This window comes from Rahnella sp. CJA17(1/100) (genome assembly GCF_963881615.1).
GTDB classification, from domain to species: Bacteria; Pseudomonadota; Gammaproteobacteria; order Enterobacterales; family Enterobacteriaceae; genus Rahnella; species Rahnella aceris.
Genome location: NZ_CAWOJA010000007.1, coordinates 102,392 through 120,856, shown reverse-complemented (window position 1 = coordinate 120,856; position 18,465 = coordinate 102,392). Strand labels below are relative to the sequence as shown.

The following is an 18,465-nucleotide window of genomic DNA, read 5'->3' as shown; positions in this document are numbered from 1 at the left end:
AGAAGTGAAACGCCGTAGCGCCGATGGTAGTGTGGGGTCTCCCCATGCGAGAGTAGGGAACTGCCAGGCATCAAATAAGTGGAAAGCCCCGTACGAAAGTGCGGGGCTTTTTGCTATGGGAAATTTGGGTAATGGCAGAAGATCGAAAACTACTGTTTTTGCTGATTTTCCAGCCACCTGATAACAAATTCTCCAACGTCTTCTATCTTATTTATATTCAAGACGCTAATTGTCGTTGAAATAGTCTCTGATAGACAATCACTAGCCACAGCAACAGCATGAATATCAATTAACTGTTCCAATATTCCCCCTCTTCCTTCCCTGTGCAGCACAATTTTGTCGATCTCTTCATGCTTGAACCCTTCAACGAAGATCATATCCAGTTTATTGCGGTCAAAACGCGTCGCAAGATAGTCTAGGTTTAGATGATCCTGCTCGGGCATTTCTGTCATTAATGCCCATCGGCTGCTGCTGGCAACCATAGTCTGGTCCGCACCCGCTTTACGTAGCTCAAAGCTATCTTTCCCTGGAGTATCAACATCCACATCATGATGTGTATGCTTTATCAGACCGGTTCGTATACCACGTTGACGCAAATAGGGGATAAGCTGCTTCAGCAATGTTGTTTTTCCTGTTCCGCTGTGAGCGACGATCCCAAGCAAGGGAATTTGTTGATTTATCATATGAAAATATCGTGGTGATTAGCTTTCCAATGTGACACATCTTCAGGCGTGTTGAGATTGGAAAACGCTGTGGATTCGTTGAACAATACTGCTTTTGCGTCAATCTGATGAAAGAAAATCATTAATTTCCTGTCGCCATTTGCGAGATAGGTTTCCAGTACTGGAATCAGATTACGGTTCAGCAGACAAAGTGTCGGATGCCCGCGTTCAGGGTCACAGGCAAAAACTGCCCGTTGCCCGGCCGCGTTGGCTAAAAAGGCTTCGGTAAGATTTAACGGAAAGGCTGGTACGTCACAGGGAACGAACAGTACCCACTCGGTTTTACTGGCAGATAATGCGGCAAGCATTCCTGCAAGGGGGCCCTGAAAATCCTGTGTAATGTCAGGGACCGTCTGGAAATTTCGGCCATATCGTTTCGTGTTTCGGTTACAGCTGATGAGAATATCTCCGACTTGTGGGCGTAATCTTTCGGCAATATGTTCAAATAAGGGTTTACCATTAATTTCGACCAGCCCTTTGTCTTCACCCATCCTGCTCGAACGACCACCCGCTAAAATCACGCCGGTAATGTTATCCTGCCCCATAATATTTACCTGTAAAAATGTCTATATTCCGTTCATTGTAACGCCTTACCTTGCGGTCAGGCAGGTTTAACTGTTACCCGGTCAGCTTGTCCTTTCCCTGAAGAAATAACCCTGTTATTTTTAGGGTCTGCAACTACGTTGAAAGGGAATATCATGAAAGAACATCGCGTAAATGAGTTGATCGAACTGCTGCATCCTGCATGGAAAGAAGATTGCGATCTTAACCTGATGGAGTTTATTCAGAAGCTGGCGACAGAATGTGGTTATCAGGGACCTTTGGGAGAACTGAGTGATGACATGTTGATTTATCACCTGAAAATGCGCGGAACTGACAGCACGACTGAAATCCCAGGTTTAAAGAAAGATTATGAGGATGACTTTAAAACTGCACTTTTACGTGCCCGTGGCGTGATTAAAGATTGATGTAAACTTATGTGAACTTCATGCGAACCGCCAAAAATAGATGATACTATTTCCCATTGTCACTTTTCTGTGCGGCTAACCCGAATGAAGTTATGAACAATTCTGCTTTTAATTTTCAGGCATTGTCGCCGGATCTTATCCTTGATGCGTTAGAGAGTATCGGTCTGATTGCTGAGTCCGGCCTCACTGCCTTAAACAGCTATGAGAATCGTGTCTACCAGTTTCTGGGAGAAGACAGAAAACGTTATGTAGTGAAGTTCTACCGGCCGGAGCGCTGGAGTGAAGAACAAATCCACGAAGAGCACCAGTTTTCTCGTGATATGGCTGATGCTGAAATCCCTGCTGTTGCCCCTCTTTCTATTAATAAAGATACACTTCATCACTACCAGGGTTATATGTTCACCGTGTTTCCAAGCGTCGGTGGCCGTCAGTATGAAATAGATAATCTCGATCAGCTGGAATGGGTGGGGCGATTCCTCGGGCGTATCCATCAGGTTGGCAGTGAAAGTCTCTTCACCGCACGCCCGACAATTGGCCTCGATGAATACCTTTCCCGACCACGTGATGTCCTGGTGCAGTGTCCTCTGATCCCCAAAAGCCTGCGAGAGCCTTTTTTAACTGCGACAGATAAACTGATCACGACGACCCGGGAATTCTGGCATACCGACTGGCAGCCTTTGCGCTTACATGGGGATTGCCATCCGGGGAATATTCTCTGGCGAGATGGCCCGCTGTTTGTGGATATGGATGATGCCCGTAATGGTCCGGCAATCCAGGATCTCTGGATGTTGTTACATGGCGACCAAAGTGAGCAAAGGCTTCAGTTAGATATCTTGCTGGAAGCTTATGGAGAGTTTGCTGATTTAGATACCAGTGAACTGTCTTTGATGGAGCCGCTGCGTGCTATGCGCATGGTTTATTATCTGGCCTGGGTCGCCCGTCGCTGGGACGATCCTGCATTTCCTAAGAGCTTCCCCTGGATGCAGGACGAAGATTTTTGGCGTGGTCAGATAGCGGCTTTCACTGAGCAAATTAAGAAATTACAGGCACCTCCTTTACGGCTGATGCCAATGTATTGAGTCACGATTAACGTTCAAGTTTAATTAAATGGAGATAGGCTTTATATGAAAAAGATATTCCTGGCACTGGTTGGTATGGTTATGGCCTTCAGTGTATCTGCAGCGCAATTTTCTGATGGCGCGCAATACGTTACTTTAGATAAAACCGTAGCTAATGAGCCACAGGTACTCGAGTTTTTCTCATTTTATTGCCCGCACTGCTACCAGTTTGAACAAGTCTGGCATGTCTCTGACAGCATCCGTAAGAACCTGCCAAAAGATGTGAAATACACTAAATACCACGTTGAGTTCCTGGGTCCGTTAGGTAAGCAACTAACTCAGGCATGGGCTGTGGCTATTGCTCTGGGTGTTGAAGAAAAAGTCAGCCCGCTGATGTTTGATGCTGTGCAGAAACAGCAGTCGGTACAAAATGCTGATGATATCCGTAAAGTCTTTATTCAGGCGGGTGTTAAGGGCGAAGATTATGATGCCGCACTTAACAGCTTCGTCGTGAAATCACTGGTTGTTCAGCAGGAAAAAGCCGCTGCTGATTTGGGTCTGCAAGGCGTCCCTTCTGTATTTGTGAATGGGAAATACATGGTTAAAAATGACGGACTTGATACCAGCTCAATGGATATGTATGTCAAACAATATTCTGATGTGATCAATTTCTTAGCGACCAAAAAATAAGAATTCCTGATCTCGGCGCCAGCTTTCGGGCTGGCGTTATATTTTCTGAAAAAAATAACAACCAAAATGAGTACTCTATGAAATATAAGTAATTTATGCCCGGAATGTTTCCTGTAAATATTACTATCCACAATAGCTATTAAGCTTCTATTACACGACTATTTCATAAAAAAACCGATAACCTGATGAAACCAGTAGTTAAAATTCTGGAGTATTTTCCGGATATGATCAGATAATAATTTACTATAAAAACTATTCACAAAGTTATCCACAGGATGATCCTTCGAGATCCCTCGCAACTTCGCAATGAATTTCCCTCTCAAGGTTCGTCTTTCCCGCTGGCTATGGCATCCTTAGAGCATGTCTGATCACGAATAAAGAAGAGTTATGGCCCAGATAGCAGAAAACCCCTTAATCCTGGTAGACGGTTCGTCTTACCTTTATCGCGCCTATCATGCGTTTCCTCCGCTGACCAACTCTGCGGGTGAACCGACCGGTGCGATGTACGGTGTGCTTAACATGTTGCGCAGTTTATTGCTGCAATACACACCAAGCCATGTCGCTGTGGTTTTTGACGCGAAAGGCAAAACCTTCCGTGACGAACTTTTCGAACAGTACAAATCTCACCGTCCTCCGATGCCGGATGACCTGCGCTCTCAAATTGAGCCTCTTCACCAAATGGTCAAAGCAATGGGGTTGCCTTTGCTGGTGGTCTCTGGTGTAGAAGCGGACGACGTAATCGGTACGCTGGCACTCGAAGCTGAACAGGCGGGTCATGCTGTTCTGATCAGCACCGGTGATAAAGATATGGCGCAGCTCGTGACACCGGGCGTGACATTAATTAATACCATGAACAACGCGATTCTGGGGCCAGATGAAGTTGTCGAGAAGTACGGTGTTCCGCCTTCGCTGATCATCGATTTCCTCGCCCTGATGGGCGACTCCTCGGACAATATTCCAGGCGTGCCGGGCGTGGGGGAGAAAACCGCACAAGCCTTGTTACAAGGCATTGGTGGTCTTGATGCGTTGTATGCCGATCTTGATAAAGTATCGACACTCAGTTTCCGCGGCGCCAAAACCATGGCCGCCAAACTCGCTGATAATAAAGACGTCGCCTATCTCTCTTACCAGCTGGCGACCATTAAAACTGACGTGAAGCTGGATTTAACCTGTGCAGAGCTGACGGTTTCTGAACCTGATGCTGATGAACTGCACAAGCTTTTTGGTCGCTATGAATTCAAACGCTGGCTGGCTGATGTTGAATCCGGTACCTGGCTGAGCGGTAAAAAATCAGCAGGTAAAGCGCCGGCAGCAGCGAAGAAAAGCGCACAGGCTGAAGACACAACTTCAGCAGCAGTGATCGAACCTAACCAGCTTTCTCAGGACGGTTACGTCACCATTTTGGATCAGGCGACGCTGGATGAATGGATCGGTTATCTGAAAGGCTCTGAGGTGTTTGCATTCGATACAGAAACGGATGGTCTGGATACGCTGACCGCCAATCTGATTGGCTTATCTTTTGCTACAGAAGCAGGTAAAGCAGCCTATTTACCGGTTGCTCATGATTATCTGGATGCGCCGGTACAGTTGGATCGTGATGAAGTATTGAAACAGCTCAAGCCGATACTCGAAGATGAAAAGCAGCTGAAAGTGGGTCAGAACCTGAAATTCGACCGCGGCGTGTTACTGCGTTATGACATCGAATTAAAAGGCATTGCCTTTGATACCATGCTCGAGTCCTATGTGCTCGACAGCGTATCTGGCCGCCATGATATGGACAGCCTGGCCGATCGCTATCTCGGCCATAAGACCGTCAGTTTTGAAGAGATCGCAGGTAAAGGCAAGAACCAGCTGACCTTCAACCAAATCGCGCTGGAGCAAGCGGCGCCCTATGCGGCAGAAGATGCTGATGTCACATTACAATTGCATCAGGCACTGTGGCCTCGGATTGCGGAAAGCGAATCCCTGAAGACTGTTTTCACGGATATCGAAATGCCGCTGGTACCTGTGCTGTCTCATATCGAGCGCACTGGCGTTCTGATTGATCAGAATATCCTCGCCGCCCACTCAAAAGAACTGGCTATCCGTCTGAATGAGCTGGAAAACAAGGCACATGAACTGGCAGAAGAACCTTTCAACCTGTCTTCGACCAAACAATTGCAGGCCATTCTGTATGAAAAACAGAAATTACCGATTCTGAAGAAAACGCCGGGTGGCGCGCCATCGACTAATGAAGAAGTTCTGGCTGAGCTGGCTCTGGATTACCCGCTGCCAAAAGTCATTCTTGAATATCGTGGTCTGGCAAAACTGAAATCGACCTATACCGATAAACTGCCATTGATGATCAATCCGCAGTCCGGACGTGTGCACACGTCTTATCATCAGGCTGTGACTGCCACCGGGCGTCTATCTTCCAGTGATCCAAACCTGCAAAACATTCCGGTGCGTAATGACGAAGGTCGCCGCATCCGTCAGGCGTTTATCGCGCCGAAAGACTACATCATTCTGGCTGCCGACTACTCGCAGATTGAACTGCGTATCATGGCGCATTTATCTAAGGATGAAGGTTTGCTGAAAGCATTCGCCGAGGGGAAAGATATCCACCGCGCGACTGCCGCAGAAGTCTTCGGTACGCCGCTGGAGAAAGTATCCGGTGAGCAACGCCGCAGTGCGAAAGCGATTAACTTCGGTCTGATTTATGGCATGAGCGCATTTGGTCTGTCGCGCCAGCTAAATATTCCGCGCAAAGAATCCCAGCGTTATATGGATTTGTACTTTGAGCGCTATCCGGGCGTGCTGGAATACATGGAACGCACCCGCACTCAGGCGTCTGAGCAGGGTTACGTTGAAACGCTGGATGGTCGCCGTCTGTATCTGCCAGACATTAAGTCCAGTAACGCCATGCGCCGTAAAGGTGCGGAGCGTGCAGCGATCAACGCCCCGATGCAAGGAACGGCTGCGGATATTATCAAGCGTGCGATGATAAGCGTCGCTGACTGGCTGAAACAACCGGATGCGCCGCGTGCTCGCATTATCATGCAAGTACACGATGAACTGGTGTTTGAAGTGCATAAAGATGATGTGGAAGTGGCAAGCGAAAAAATCCGTAATCTTATGGAAGCAAGCATGACGCTGGCCGTTCCACTGAAAGTAGATGTGGGCACTGGCGAAAACTGGGATCAGGCTCACTAAGTGAATAGTTATTAAGCTTTTTTTGTAATTAAGCTACAGGATTATGTGCTCATACCATGAGAGTGATCGCATAATCCGCGATTTTTGTGTAAGTAAACTACAAAAAGTTCTTTTTCCCCGTCAGAAAATAGGGTAAAGTTTCTCTCGTAGGGTACAGAGGTAAGATGTTCTATCTTTCAGACCTTTTACTTCACGTAATCGGATTTGGCTGAATATTTTAGCCGCCCCAGGCATTTATGTCTGGGGCGTTTTTTATTGGATTTTTCATAGCGTTATACCCATAAAAAAGGGCAACCTTGCGGTCACCCCTTTCTGTTCTTTACTTACATTTCCCCGTTCCCGGGGCGCTACTATTCGCCTTCGTTAGAAAGCTCTTCTTCCTGCACTTCCGGCGGGATTTCGCTGAACCAGGTGTTCAGTTTGTCACTCAGTTTATCCACGCCCATTTTCTTCGGTGAGGAAAATGCTTCTACCTGAATATCACCCATGAATTCTTTCACCGCTTCACGGACCATTTTTATCTGCGCCTGACGTGCGCCTGAAGCCAGTTTGTCGGCTTTAGTCAGCAGCAACATGACCGGCGTACCCACATCAACTGCCCACTGAATCATTTGTTGATCGAGATCTTTAAGCGGATGGCGGATATCCATCAACACAACCAGACCTTTGAGGGAGTTACGCATTTGCAGATATTCGCCCAGCGCGCGCTGCCATTTACGCTTCATTTCTTCCGGTACTTCCGCGTAGCCATAACCCGGCAAGTCGACCAGGCGGATGCCCGGCTTCACTTCGAACAGGTTGATGAGCTGAGTACGGCCAGGCGTTTTACTGGTACGTGCGAGGCTTTTCTGCTGTGTCAGGGTATTCAGCGCACTGGATTTGCCGGCGTTTGAACGACCAGCAAATGCGACTTCAATGCCTGCGTCAGATGGCAAATGCCGGATATCCGGGGCGCTCATGACGAAATGGGTCATATGATAGTTGTAAGTTTGGCTGGTCAAAGCGTGCGTCTCCGTGAGGCATGAGTATCTGGCTGGCGATTATAACTGCAACAGAGCCGAGATGCGTTCGTGTTTTTAAAATCCGAATGATGAGGCGAAGGGACCACAGAGATGAAGGCGGGGGAAATTGCCTTCATGATGTAAGACATTTGCTATTCATGATGCGGGTTATTTCGCTTGTTTTGTCGCCGAATTTTTTAATGTTATTCAATTTCAATAAGATAAAATTGATGTCGTTATGAAATCGACAAGACGGCTGGCGGGTATCTTGAGCCTTTGTGCCAGTCGGGTAAAGTATTTCTTACGCGGTGAAGGCGAGCAGGGAAACAAGGACGAAAATTGCATTCACGGATCACGGGAAATGCATCGCGATTTAAGGATGAACGGAGCCGGAGGCTCTGAAAGGCAAAGGAAAAACCGGGACGTTGATGCTATACAGGGAAAGTATTTGATGAATATCCTTCTGAGGAAGGAAAGAAAAAGGCAGCAAGGTTACCTTGCTGCCTTTTTTCTTTGCCCGCTTTCTGCTAGATTCCGGCGCAAATCTATACTAAATGTACACACCTAAGAGCAGATGCCATGAAACAGCCAGCGAAAGCACCGCGCGCCAATACCGCGACAGCTAAAACGAAGAAGAAAAGTCGTGTCGAGCTTGATATCGAAGCGCGCGAACGCAAGCGTGACAACAAGCGCCGTGGCCATAAAGCAGGCTCACGCGCCAATCCGGATGCGGCTCAGAACCAAAGCGGCGCGGGCACGAAAAAAGCCGATCCGCGTATCGGTAGCAAAAAAGCCGTGCCTTTGATCGTTGAGACCGTTACGAACAATGCAGCGAAAGCTAAAAAAGCCGCACAGCCGAAGCAAGATGCAAAACCTAAGATGACACCGGAAGAAGAACTGACGTTACTCGAAAATGATGAGCGTCTGGATTCTTTGCTGGATCTCATCGACGATGGCAAAGCATTAAGCGCAGAAGATCAGGCTTATGTTGATCAGACACTTGATCGCATCGATGTTCTGATGGAAATCCTCGGCATCGAACTCGGCGAAGATGAAGATGACGAAGAAGAAGTGAAAAACGAAGACATGATGCAGTTGCTCAAGCGCGGAAATCCAAAAGAGGGTTTCTAAGCTATGCGCTGGGTCATCCCGGCAATAGCCTTACTCTTTGCATGTTATCTGCTTTGGTTATTCGGTAAACTACGCCGGTTATCGAAAACCAAAGCACGTTTGCGCAGAGCGACCTTTGCACGGCAGGCTCAAAGCCTGCCTGTAAAGCGAACCGGTCGCATCCGACGCCGGAAGGAGTGAGTACCCCATGTCAGAACAGACTACCGTCTGGGATTTAGCGCTGATCCAGAAATACAATTATTCGGGTCCGCGATACACATCCTATCCAACAGCACTTGAGTTCAGTGAACGCTACGATAATACCGCTTTCGAAAATGCGGCTGCCCGTTATCCGGCACGCTCGCTCTCATTGTACGTGCACATTCCTTTCTGCCATAAGCTCTGCTACTTCTGCGGCTGCAATAAACTGGTGACCCGCCAGCAGCATAAAGCCGAAGAATATCTCAACGTGCTTGAAAAAGAGATCAGTCACCGTGCACCGCTCTTTAAAGGTCGTCAGGTCAGTCAGCTGCATTGGGGCGGTGGTACTCCGACTTACCTCGATAAAGCGCAGATAAGCCGTCTGATGGGCCTTCTGCGGGCACACTTTGATATCCTGCCCGACGCAGAAATGTCACTGGAGGTAGATCCACGTGAAATTGAGCTTGATGTGCTTGACCATCTGCGCAGCGAAGGCTTTAACCGCCTGAGTATGGGGGTCCAGGATTTCAACAAAGAAGTGCAGCTTCTGGTTAACCGTGAGCAGGATGAAGATTTCATCTTTGCCCTCATTGCACGCGCCCGGGCGCTGGGTTTCAACTCGACTAATATCGATCTGATTTACGGTCTGCCGAAACAAACGGCAGAAAGTTTTGCTTACACGCTGCAGCGTGTGGCAGAGCTCAACCCTGATCGTCTGAGTGTGTTCAATTATGCGCACATGCCAAAATTGTTCGCCGCTCAGCGCAAAATCAAAGATGCTGATTTGCCTGGCGCGGAAGAGAAATTGAAAATTTTGCAGGAAACCATCGCTTCACTGACCGGTTTCGGCTATCGCTTTATCGGGATGGATCACTTTGCTCGCCCTGAAGACGAACTGGCGATTGCCCAGCGCGAAGGCAAATTGCACCGTAATTTCCAGGGCTACACCACACAGGGCGACAGTGATTTGCTGGGAATGGGCGTTTCGGCCATCAGCATGCTCGGCGATACCTACGCGCAGAACGAAAAAGATATCAAAACCTATTACGCTCATGTGGAAGAGCAGGGACATGCCTTATGGCGGGGTCTGGAAATGACGAATGATGACTGCCTTCGTCGCGATGTCATTAAATCTCTGATCTGCCATTTTGAGTTGAATTTTGCTGATATCGAACAGCGTTACGACATTCGTTTTACCGATTATTTTGCTGATGATCTGGCACTGCTGAAGCCGCTGGCTGAAGACGGGCTGGTTGAGGTGAGTGGCACACATATTCAGGTGACACCGCGCGGGCGTTTGCTGATCCGTAATATCTGTATGTGCTTTGATATTTATCTGCGACGTCAGGTGCGCCAGCAACAATTCTCCCGCGTTATCTGACAGTCTGCTCTGCAAATAAAAACAGCCGCATAAGCGGCTGTTTTGCTGTCTGGTGCGAGGACTTTTATTCCATGCCCAGTTCTTTCAGTTTTCGGGTCAGGGTATTTCGCCCCCAGCCCAGCAACCGTGCCGCTTCCTGTTTATGTCCCTGTGTATGGCGTAGCGCCGTGGTCAGTAATGTACGTTCCATTTCAGGTTGCGCTTCTGACAGCAGGTTTTGATGACCGGAACGCAGCGCACGGTCTGCCCATTGTGCCAGCAATGTCGCCCAACTGTCTGGCAGACTCTGACCACCGGTTTCAGGGGCCGAGGTCTCAAACAGTTCGCTGGGTAAATCCTGAATCAGCACTTCCTGACCCGCCGCCATGACGGTGAGCCAGCGGCAGGTGTTTTCCAGCTGGCGCACGTTGCCCTGCCATGGCAATCGCGTCAGTGCCGTTTCTGTTTCCGGATGCAGGTTTTTTGCTTCCACACCCAGCTCTTTAGCCGCGACTTGCAGGAAGTAACGCGCCAGACGCGGGATGTCTTCACGACGTTCACGCAGCGGCGGCAGATGGACGCGGATAACGTTCAGGCGGTGGAATAAATCCTCGCGGAATTTCCCTTCCTGAACCCGTAGCTCCAGATTCTGGTGAGTCGCAGCGATAATACGCACGTCCACTTTTACCGGCGCATAACCGCCAACACGATAGAACTGGCCATCTGCCAGCACGCGAAGCAGACGGGTTTGCACATCAAGCGGCATATCCCCGATTTCATCGAGGAACAGCGTGCCGTTATCGGCTTGTTCAAAACGTCCCTGACGGACGGTGTTGGCGCCGGTAAACGCCCCTTTCTCGTGGCCGAATAATTCGGACTCAATCAGGTCTTTCGGGATAGCAGCCATATTCAGCGCGATAAAGGGCGCTTTGGCGCGCGGGCTGTGGCGGTGTAAGGCGTGAGCGACCAGCTCTTTACCGGTACCGGATTCCCCATTAATCAGCACGCTGATTGAAGAACGGGACAAACGGCCGATGATGCGAAATACGTCCTGCATAGCGGGCGCTTCACCGATAATGTCTGCGGTCGGGCCACTCGCAGGCTGGCTGCGTGCCGGTTGCTGTTGTTCCTGATAATGACTGATGGCTCGTTCAACCAGTGCCACGGCTTCATCAATGTCGAACGGTTTTGGCAGATAATCAAACGCACCTTGCTGATAGGCGCTGACTGCAGCATCCAGATCGGAGTGCGCTGTCATTATGATGACCGGAAGCATCGGGTGACGTTGTTTAATCTGCTTTAACAGCGCTAAACCGTCCATCCCGGGCATACGGATATCTGATAACAAAACGTCAGGGGTTTGAGTCGCAATGGCATCAAGCACTTCATTGCCGCTGTCAAACGTGGTGCAGGTCAAACCGGCTCCAGTGAGCGCACGTTCAAGTACCCAGCGGATGGAGCTATCGTCATCGACGATCCAGACTATCCCTCGTTGCATAAGAACCTCACTGGCGAATAGGCAGGAATACCGAGAATTCGGTATGTCCTGGCCAACTGTTAAATTCAACTTTACCCGAATGCTGATCAATCAAACTGCGCGCGATGGACAGGCCCAAACCGGTGCCCCCTTCGCGGCCACTGACCATGGGGTAAAAAAGGGTGTCCTGCAAATGCGCCGGTACGCCGGGGCCATCATCTTCAATATCGATACGGGCCACCAGACGATAACGCACGCCGTGTAACGTAATCTGGAAAGCAGTACGCGTGCGTAATGTAATTGTGCCGCCTTCCTCCCCCAGCGCCTGTAATGCGTTGCGGGTGATGTTTAACAAAATCTGTTCTATCTGATCGGGGTCGTGCGCCAGTTCCGGCAGGCTCGGATCATAGTCCCGCACCAGCTGAACGTTATCCGGCTTCTCCATCGAGACCAGTTGGCAAACCCGTTCCGCAACCTGGTGAATACTTTGTGTCACATGCTGGCTCGGACGTTGCGGGCCCAGCAATCTGTCGACCAGATTACGCAGACGGTCAGCCTGCTCAATAATGACTTTCGTATATTCCAGCAAGGCCGGATCGGGCAGCGCTCTGGATAATAATTGTGCTGCGCCACGCAACCCGCCGAGCGGATTTTTGATTTCATGTGCCAGACCGCGGATCAAATCACGCGCAGCAACCTGTTGAGCGTGCTGTAATTGTTCCTGGCTCAGGCGGCGCTGATTATCCATCGGCGCCAGTTCCACCAGAATGAAACCTTCTGGCAGCATCTGTGCGGTCAGCGACAACACATGCGCGCGGCCGTCTACGACCAGCGTCACTTCACTGTCTGTAAAGCCCTGTCCGGCTGTCAGACTTTCACGCATTAATTCGATGTTCAGCGAAAAATATCCCACCAGTTCTGGCAAAGGGGTGCCAAAAAGCTTTCGGGAACTTTGCGCCAGTAACTGCTGAGCTGCCGGATTGGCATAATGCACAGCCAATTCGTCGTCTAACAGCAGAACGCTGTTGATTAAGGAATTCAGGATCTGCCCAGCATCGGGCAGTTTGCCAGTTGCCATACCGCAGTCTCCCGCACCTGATTGGTGCATTTTATCTCGCTACCCGGTGAAATCACGGGTCAGAGGGGTTGAGCAGGAAAGAGTGTGGAGAAAAAAGCCCATCCGGAGATGGGCTGAAAGTTTCCACGGCAACAAATATAAATCGTCTTACTTAATTTTGACGCTGAAGGGTTTGTGAACACAGGCCTTCAGTCGGGTATTACCCTCAGCGCCAGCCCGAAGACGAGCGCTGAGTTCGGTTTAATCGAAAAATTAAACGCTGTAGTACAGTTCGAACTCAACCGGATGCGGAGTCATGCGCACGCGGTCCATTTCTTCTTTACGCAGACCGATATAAGCATCGATAGCGTCGTCAGTGAACACGCCACCACGGGTCAGGAACTCGCGGTCTTCGTTCAGTGCGTTCAGGGCTTCTTCCAGTGAACCTGCAACTTTTGGAATTTCTGCTTCTTCTTCCGGTGGCAGGTCATACAGGTTTTTGTCCATCGCATCGCCAGGGTGGATCTTGTTGATGATACCGTCCAGGCCAGCCATCATCAGTGCAGCAAACGCCAGGTATGGGTTAGCCGCTGGATCAGGGAAACGTGCTTCGATACGCATCGCTTTAGGCGTTGATACGTGTGGAATACGGATGGATGCAGAACGGTTACGCGCAGAGTAAGCCAGCATTACTGGCGCTTCATAGCCCGGGACCAGACGCTTGTAGGAGTTGGTGGTCGGGTTAGCGTAGGCGTTGATTGCTTTAGCGTGCTTAATGATACCGCCGATGTAGAACAGTGCCATTTCAGACAGGCCGCCGTATTTGTCGCCAGCGAACAGGTTGTTACCGTTCTTGGACAGAGACATGTGGCAGTGCATACCTGAACCGTTATCGCCAAACATTGGTTTTGGCATGAAGGTCGCAGTTTTGCCAAATGCGTGAGCCACGTTGTGAACCACGTATTTGTAGATTTGGATTTCGTCAGCTTTTTTAGTCAGGGTGTTGAAGCGGGTTGCCACTTCGTTCTGACCAGCGGTTGCCACTTCGTGGTGGTGAGCTTCAACAACCAGACCCATTTCTTCCATGGTCAGACACATGGTAGAACGCAGATCCTGGGAAGAATCGACCGGAGGAACCGGGAAGTAACCGCCTTTTACTGCAGGACGGTGGCCTTTGTTGCCGCCTTCGTATTTGGTGCTTGAGTTCCATGCGCCTTCGATATCATCGATAGCGACGTGAGAACCGGAGATGCTGCTGCCGAAGCGCACATCATCAAACAGGAAGAACTCTGGCTCTGGCCCGAACAGAACGGTGTCCGCGATACCGGAAGAGCGCAGGAAATCTTCTGCACGTTTTGCGGTAGAACGTGGGTCGCGGTCATAACCTTGCAGCGTGGTTGGCTCAAGGATGTCGCAACGAATGATCAGGGTAGTTTCTTCGTAGAATGGGTCAAGAACAGCAGTGCTCGCATCTGGCATCAAGACCATGTCAGATTCGTTAATGCCTTTCCAGCCACCGATTGAAGAGCCGTCAAACATTTTGCCTTCTTCGAAGAAGTCAGCGCTAACCTGGTGCGCAGGAATGGTGACGTGCTGTTCTTTGCCTTTGGTATCAGTGAAGCGTAAATCTACGAATTTCACTTCATGCTCATTCAGCATCGTCAAAACGTGTTCAGCGGACATACTAGTTCTCCCGAATTTCTCATTATCGTCGTGGAACGAATAACCATTTTTGGTCTTTAGTTGGAAATAACAGCCTTACTGGAACTGGCGTGTAGACTGAACAGCGCTATTATTTGTCTGGTCAGGCTCTTCACCCTGTAAAAAATTTTTTACCCTAAAAAACTTTTACTCTAAAAACTATTAGCGAAAACTGTGCCAACTTTGAGAAAATGCAAACAACGCCATTTTACAGGGCTTTTGCACTCGACAAGTATGCACCATAACGGAATTCTCGCACTAAAATGGTGCTAACTGTGAGAGTGAAAGCACTATAATGGTGCGTCATAATGGTTCAGTGGTCTTTTTGCACCGTGAAAGGGATCACAAAGTAGCCATCCATAAGTTGTTTCAACAAGATCCTTGTGATCTTGTTTAGAACCTCGCTTAATACGTGTACAATAGCGCGCTATTTCTAATGCCTGAGGCAAAGCTGTGATCGAAAATTTGCGTAACATCGCCATTATTGCCCACGTTGACCATGGTAAAACCACCCTGGTCGACAAGCTGCTGCAACAATCCGGTACTTTCGGAGAGCGTGTAGAAGCCACTGAACGCGTAATGGACTCCAACGATTTGGAGAAAGAGCGTGGGATTACCATCCTCGCAAAAAACACCGCCATTAATTGGAAAGACTACCGCATCAACATCGTGGATACCCCAGGACACGCCGACTTCGGCGGTGAGGTAGAGCGTGTGATGTCAATGGTCGACTCGGTGCTGCTGGTTGTGGATGCAATGGATGGCCCAATGCCGCAAACCCGTTTCGTGACCAAAAAAGCCTTCGCTAATGGTCTGAAACCGATCGTGGTAATCAACAAGGTTGACCGCCCTGGCGCGCGTCCTGACTGGGTTGTCGATCAGGTCTTCGACCTGTTTGTAAACCTGGACGCAACCGACGAACAACTCGATTTCCCAATCATCTATGCATCAGCACTGATGGGTATCGCGGGTAACGACCATAACGATATGGCCGAAGACATGACCCCGCTGTACCAGGCGATCGTTGACCACGTATCTCCGCCACAAGTTGAGATGGAAGCACCGTTCCAGATGCAAATCTCTCAGCTGGACTACAACAACTATGTTGGCGTCATCGGCATCGGCCGCATCAAACGCGGTACCGTTAAGCCTAACCAACAAATCACTGTCATCGACAGCGAAGGCAAAACCCGCAACGGTAAAGTCGGTAAAGTTCTGACCCACATGGGTCTTGAGCGTATCGAAGCCACCGTTGCTGAAGCGGGCGACATCATCGCAATCACCGGCCTGGGCGAACTGAACATTTCCGACACAATCTGTGATCCGGCGAATGTTGAAGCTCTGCCTGCGCTGAGCGTTGATGAACCAACAGTAACCATGTACTTCAACGTAAACACCTCTCCGTTCTGTGGTAAAGAAGGTAAGTATGTGACTTCACGTCAGATCCTTGACCGTCTGAACAAAGAGCTGGTGCACAACGTTGCATTGCGTGTTGAAGAAACTGAAGATGCTGATGCATTCCGTGTTTCAGGCCGTGGTGAACTTCACCTGTCGGTTCTGATCGAAAACATGCGTCGTGAAGGTTTCGAGCTGGCGGTTTCCCGTCCTAAAGTAATCAACCGTAAAATCGATGGCCGCATGCAAGAGCCATTCGAGAACGTGACACTGGATATCGAAGAGCAACACCAGGGTTCTGTTATGCAGGCCATGGGTGAGCGTAAAGGCGATGTCAAAGACATGATCCCAGACGGTAAAGGTCGTATCCGTCTTGATTACCTGATCCCAGCACGTGGCCTGATCGGCTTCCGTACCGAATTCATGACCATGACTTCCGGTACCGGTCTGCTGTACTCCACGTTCAGCCACTACGATGACGTTCGTCCGGGCGAAATCGGCCAGCGTCAGAACGGCGTGCTGATCTCCAACGGTCAGGGTAAAGCTGTTGCGTTCGCACTGTTCAGCCTGCAAGACCGCGGTAAATTGTTCCTGGGCCACGGCGCAGAAGTGTATGAAGGCCAGATCATCGGTATTCACTCACGTTCTAACGACCTGACCGTGAACTGCCTGACCGGTAAGAAACTGACTAACATGCGTGCGTCCGGTACTGACGAAGCAACGACTCTGGTTCCTGCTATCAAAATGTCTCTGGAGCAAGCTCTGGAATTCATCGATGATGACGAACTGGTCGAAGTGACTCCTCTGTCTGTGCGTATCCGTAAACGTCACCTGACCGAGAACGATCGTAAACGTGCAATGCGTGGTCCTAAAGAAGGTTAATCTTCTTTAACGTTTGCCGTTACACAGAAACAGGGTGCCTTCGGGTACCCTGTTTTTTTTATGTTTTTTTCTCCTCCGTTCGTTACGCCCCGTCGCGTTGCCCCTGTTCACTTGTACGTTTTACCGCTAAAGTTAACTGTCATCTTTGAAATCAGGAGCGTGCAATGCTGTACATTTTTGATATGGGAAACGTCATTATTGATATTGATTTCAAACGAGTGCTTGGGGTGTGGAGCCATCTGAGTGGCACCCCGCTGGCGACGCTGACCGAGCGGTTTTCAATGGGTGAGGTGTTCCAGAAACACGAGCGTGGTGAAATCAGCGACGAACAGTTTGCTGCCGATTTATGTCATGAAATGGGTATCGCACTAAGCTTTGAACAATTCAGTGCGGGCTGGCATGCGGTGTTTGTTGGTCTGCGTCCTGAGGTCATTGCCCTGTTTCAGAAACTGCGCGAAGAAGGTCATCGTGTCGTCGTGCTTTCTAATACCAACCGCTTACATCTGGATTTCTGGCCTCATCATTATCCTGAAATCGAAGCCAATACCGACGCGATGTACCTCTCGCAAAATTTGGGTATGCGCAAACCGGAGCCCGAAATTTTCCGGCATGTTCTGGAGAAAGAAGGATTCACCGCCGATCAGGCCGTGTTCTTTGATGATGTTGCTGAAAATATCGAAGCCGCCCGGAATGCTGGCATTGAGGCTGTATGGGTAGAAGATAACCAGACGGTACCGAAATACTTTTCCTGAAGGATGTAAGGATGCAGAAAAGGGCACTGAGCCACTACCTAAAATCGTTGTGGAAATTTACGCGCCTGCTTTTAAAGCGTTCGGATAAAGATGGCCTGACGCTTCTGGCGGGCCATCTGGCCTATGTCTCTTTGCTATCGCTCGTGCCGCTGATCGCCGTGGTATTTTCACTTTTTGCATTATTTCCTGTTTTTTCAGAAATCAGCATGCAGCTGAAAACATTCATTTTTTCCAACTTCATGCCCGCGACCGGTAATACTATCCAGCGCTATCTGGAACAGTTTGTTGCCAACTCCAGCAAAATGACGGCCGTGGGCACCTGTGGATTAATCGTCACCGCGCTACTTCTGATAGCCTCGGTAGACAGCGTGCTGAACAAAATCTGGGACAGCAAAACCACGCGTCCGATTGTGTTTTCTTTCGCTGTGTACTGGATGGTGTTAACGCTCGGGCCAATTCTGCTGGTGGCCAGCGTGGCTGTCAGCTCATATCTGCTCTCCCTGAACTGGCTGAACATCAGCGGTGTGCATTCGGTGATCGACCACGCGCTGCGCATTCTGCCCTTGCTGATCTCCTGGGTGACATTCTGGCTGCTCTATCAGGTAGTCCCGACGGTCAGAGTGCCGGCAAAAGATGCCCTGATCGGCGCGCTGGTCTCCGGCGTATTATTCGAGTTGAGTAAAAAAATCTTCACCTTATACATTCAGCTTTTCCCGTCATATCAGTTGATTTACGGTGTACTGGCGGTGATCCCCATTTTATTTCTCTGGGTCTATGTCAGCTGGTGTATCGTTCTTCTTGGGGCGGAAATTACCGTCACGCTGGGCGAGTACCGTTCTCTAAGAAAATTGCAGTCTGCTCAACATAGGGCAGAAGAATAATCAGTCCGAAGGATTTGT

General features: G+C 49.5%; 16 protein-coding genes. 10 read left to right on the top strand and 6 right to left on the bottom strand.

Translation table 11 applies throughout. The features are described from left to right. Nucleotides 1–149: 149 nt before the first annotated feature. Together mobB and mobA are read right to left on the bottom strand one after the other, a co-directional pair. Nucleotides 150–683 (bottom strand): molybdopterin-guanine dinucleotide biosynthesis protein MobB, encoded by a 534-nt coding sequence (gene mobB / locus AACU55_RS04885; protein ID WP_134706765.1) that lies wholly within the window; start codon nucleotides 681–683, stop codon nucleotides 150–152. Continuing rightward, entirely contained in the window at nucleotides 680–1,267 is a 588-nt protein-coding gene (mobA, locus tag AACU55_RS04880) for a molybdenum cofactor guanylyltransferase MobA (RefSeq protein ID WP_013577662.1), read from the bottom strand. Before mobA ends, mobB begins: the two co-directional genes overlap by 4 nt. A gap of 153 nt (nucleotides 1,268–1,420) precedes the next feature. Here mobA and AACU55_RS04875 point away from each other — a divergent pair, with 153 nt between their 5' ends. The 5 genes from AACU55_RS04875 to AACU55_RS25725 all read left to right on the top strand — a co-directional run bounded on the left by AACU55_RS04875 (nucleotide 1,421) and on the right by AACU55_RS25725 (nucleotide 6,842). Beyond that, the gene (locus tag AACU55_RS04875; protein WP_013577661.1) at nucleotides 1,421–1,690 is read left to right on the top strand and encodes a YihD family protein; all 270 of its coding nucleotides are present in this window, start codon (nucleotides 1,421–1,423) and stop codon (nucleotides 1,688–1,690) included. A gap of 92 nt (nucleotides 1,691–1,782) precedes the next feature. After that, nucleotides 1,783–2,769: a serine/threonine protein kinase gene (locus tag AACU55_RS04870; RefSeq protein WP_013577660.1), complete on the top strand. Its 987-nt coding sequence runs from the start codon at nucleotides 1,783–1,785 to the stop codon at nucleotides 2,767–2,769. A 45-nt stretch (nucleotides 2,770–2,814) separates the two neighbouring features. Continuing rightward, nucleotides 2,815–3,438 carry a thiol:disulfide interchange protein DsbA gene (gene dsbA / locus AACU55_RS04865; RefSeq protein ID WP_013577659.1) on the top strand — a complete coding sequence of 208 codons (624 nt, stop codon included), beginning with the start codon at nucleotides 2,815–2,817 and terminating at the stop codon, nucleotides 3,436–3,438. A 387-nt stretch (nucleotides 3,439–3,825) separates the two neighbouring features. Further along, complete coding sequence (gene polA / locus AACU55_RS04860; protein ID WP_013577658.1) at nucleotides 3,826–6,630, top strand: DNA polymerase I; 2,805 nt, start codon at nucleotides 3,826–3,828, stop codon at nucleotides 6,628–6,630. Nucleotides 6,631–6,794: 164 nt separating this feature from the next. Next, on the top strand, nucleotides 6,795–6,842 hold the full coding sequence (locus AACU55_RS25725; RefSeq protein WP_071892919.1) for a spot 42 RNA, inhibition of DNA synthesis: 48 nt from the start codon (nucleotides 6,795–6,797) through the stop codon (nucleotides 6,840–6,842). A 138-nt stretch (nucleotides 6,843–6,980) separates the two neighbouring features. Here AACU55_RS25725 and yihA read toward each other — a convergent pair whose 3' ends face one another. Continuing rightward, the gene (gene yihA, locus AACU55_RS04855; RefSeq protein WP_013577657.1) at nucleotides 6,981–7,631 is read right to left on the bottom strand and encodes a ribosome biogenesis GTP-binding protein YihA/YsxC; all 651 of its coding nucleotides are present in this window, start codon (nucleotides 7,629–7,631) and stop codon (nucleotides 6,981–6,983) included. Between the two features lie 579 nt (nucleotides 7,632–8,210). Here yihA and yihI point away from each other — a divergent pair. Together yihI and hemN are read left to right on the top strand one after the other, a co-directional pair. After that, entirely contained in the window at nucleotides 8,211–8,762 is a 552-nt protein-coding gene (gene yihI, locus AACU55_RS04850; RefSeq protein WP_013577656.1) for a Der GTPase-activating protein YihI, read from the top strand. A 187-nt stretch (nucleotides 8,763–8,949) separates the two neighbouring features. Then, nucleotides 8,950–10,323, top strand: a complete 1,374-nt coding sequence (gene hemN, locus AACU55_RS04845; protein ID WP_037035571.1) for an oxygen-independent coproporphyrinogen III oxidase — start codon at nucleotides 8,950–8,952, stop codon at nucleotides 10,321–10,323. Nucleotides 10,324–10,387: 64 nt separating this feature from the next. On the opposite strand, the gene glnG is transcribed toward hemN, so the two are convergent. The 3 genes from glnG to glnA form a co-directional block, all read right to left on the bottom strand. After that, on the bottom strand, nucleotides 10,388–11,800 hold the full coding sequence (gene glnG / locus AACU55_RS04840; protein ID WP_013577654.1) for a nitrogen regulation protein NR(I): 1,413 nt from the start codon (nucleotides 11,798–11,800) through the stop codon (nucleotides 10,388–10,390). A 7-nt stretch (nucleotides 11,801–11,807) separates the two neighbouring features. Beyond that, nucleotides 11,808–12,857: a nitrogen regulation protein NR(II) gene (gene glnL / locus AACU55_RS04835; RefSeq protein WP_013577653.1), complete on the bottom strand. Its 1,050-nt coding sequence runs from the start codon at nucleotides 12,855–12,857 to the stop codon at nucleotides 11,808–11,810. Nucleotides 12,858–13,109: 252 nt separating this feature from the next. Further along, nucleotides 13,110–14,519 carry a glutamate--ammonia ligase gene (gene glnA, locus AACU55_RS04830; RefSeq protein WP_013577652.1) on the bottom strand — a complete coding sequence of 470 codons (1,410 nt, stop codon included), beginning with the start codon at nucleotides 14,517–14,519 and terminating at the stop codon, nucleotides 13,110–13,112. A 471-nt stretch (nucleotides 14,520–14,990) separates the two neighbouring features. Between glnA and typA the strand changes: the two genes are divergently transcribed. From typA to AACU55_RS04815, 3 genes are all read left to right on the top strand, one after another. Further along, nucleotides 14,991–16,814: a ribosome-dependent GTPase TypA gene (typA, locus tag AACU55_RS04825; RefSeq protein WP_013577651.1), complete on the top strand. Its 1,824-nt coding sequence runs from the start codon at nucleotides 14,991–14,993 to the stop codon at nucleotides 16,812–16,814. A gap of 164 nt (nucleotides 16,815–16,978) precedes the next feature. Continuing rightward, a complete protein-coding gene (gene yihX, locus AACU55_RS04820; RefSeq protein ID WP_013577650.1) occupies nucleotides 16,979–17,566 on the top strand; it encodes a glucose-1-phosphatase in 588 nt (195 codons plus the stop codon). Between the two features lie 11 nt (nucleotides 17,567–17,577). Then, nucleotides 17,578–18,447, top strand: coding sequence for a virulence factor BrkB family protein (locus AACU55_RS04815; RefSeq protein ID WP_013577649.1), 870 nt, complete (start codon nucleotides 17,578–17,580; stop codon nucleotides 18,445–18,447). The last annotated feature ends 18 nt before the right edge of the window (nucleotides 18,448–18,465 follow it).